Genomic DNA, 1466 nt, shown 5'->3' with positions numbered 1-1466 from the left:
TGGGTTCGGACCTCCAGGGCGTGTTACCGCACCTTCATCCTGGCCATGAGTAGATCACTTGGTTTCGGGTCTACACCCAGCGACTGATCGCCCTATTCGGACTCGATTTCTCTACGGCTTCCCTATCTGGTTAACCTTGCCACTGAATGTAAGTCGCTGACCCATTATACAAAAGGTACGCAGTCACGGAACAAGTCCGCTCCTACTGTTTGTATGCACACGGTTTCAGGATCTATTTCACTCCCCTTCCGGGGTTCTTTTCGCCTTTCCCTCACGGTACTGGTTCACTATCGGTCGATTACGAGTATTTAGCCTTGGAGGATGGTCCCCCCATATTCAGACAGGATGTCACGTGTCCCGCCCTACTTGTCGTACGCTTAGTACCACCGGTCCGATTTCACATACGGGGCTATCACCCACTATGGCTCCTATTTCCAGAGGATTCTGTTATCGGTCCGACTATCACGTACAGGCTCTTCCCATTTCGCTCGCCGCTACTTTGGGAATCTCGGTTGATTTCTTTTCCTGCAGCTACTTAGATGTTTCAGTTCGCCGCGTTCGCCTTGCATACCTATGTATTCAGTATGCAATACCCTAAAAGGGTGGGTTGCCCCATTCGGAAATCTGCGGATCAAAGTGTGTTTGCTCACTCCCCGCAGCTTATCGCAAGCTACTACGTCCTTCATCGCCTGTAATCGCCAAGGCATCCACCATGTGCACTTATTCGCTTGTCCCTATAACGTTAGCCTCTGATAACCGAAGTCATCAAAGAGCGCTACAGGGATAAGAAAGTACAACGCTGTTGCTTGTTTGTTGATACATACAATCATTACCCATCGATTTATGTTTTACGATAAACCGATCAATAAATAATCTTTACTTCTTCCAGATTGTTAAAGAACGAAACAGCTTTGATCGCTAAAAGATCAAACCTAAACCTGACCGGCTTACGTTTGCACTTTCAAAGTAATGGTGGAGGATGACGGGATCGAACCGACGACCCCCTGCTTGCAAAGCAGGTGCTCTCCCAGCTGAGCTAATCCCCCGGGAATTTACGACTCGGGTGTTACTGGTAGGGCTGGTTGGACTCGAACCAACGACCCCCGCGTTATCAACACGGTGCTCTAACCAGCTGAGCTACAGCCCCAACGCGGTGCTACTACGACTACTGTTTCTTCTTTGACTAACAGCCGATAAGTGTGAACATTTGATGCGTGAACCAGTTACCCGGCTCGTGCAAACTCTAGAAAGGAGGTGATCCAGCCGCACCTTCCGATACGGCTACCTTGTTACGACTTCACCCCAGTCACGAATCCTACCGTGGTAAGCGCCCTCCTTACGGTTAAGCTACCTACTTCTGGTAAAACCCGCTCCCATGGTGTGACGGGCGGTGTGTACAAGACCCGGGAACGTATTCACCGCGACATGCTGATCCGCGATTACTAGCGATTCCAACTTCATGCAGT

Annotated in this window: 2 tRNA genes and 2 rRNA genes; all 4 read right to left on the bottom strand. The window is 49.9% G+C overall.

The window, feature by feature from the left end:
- Positions 1-734: ribosomal RNA gene (locus GCN74_RS28160) — 23S ribosomal RNA — on the bottom strand; the annotation flags it as partial.
- 236 nt (positions 735-970) lie between these two features.
- Positions 971-1046: transfer RNA gene (locus tag GCN74_RS28155), tRNA-Ala, on the bottom strand.
- 24 nt (positions 1047-1070) lie between these two features.
- Positions 1071-1147, bottom strand: a tRNA-Ile gene (locus GCN74_RS28150).
- Between the two features lie 100 nt (positions 1148-1247).
- Positions 1248-1466, bottom strand: a 16S ribosomal RNA gene (locus GCN74_RS28145); the annotation flags it as partial.

Origin of the sequence: Janthinobacterium sp. FT14W (assembly GCF_009208755.1) — a bacterium.
In the GTDB taxonomy this organism is placed as follows: Bacteria; Pseudomonadota; Gammaproteobacteria; order Burkholderiales; family Burkholderiaceae_D; genus Janthinobacterium; species Janthinobacterium violaceinigrum.
Note: the sequence above shows the minus strand (reverse complement) of the source record. Positions and strands in the feature narration are given on the sequence as shown.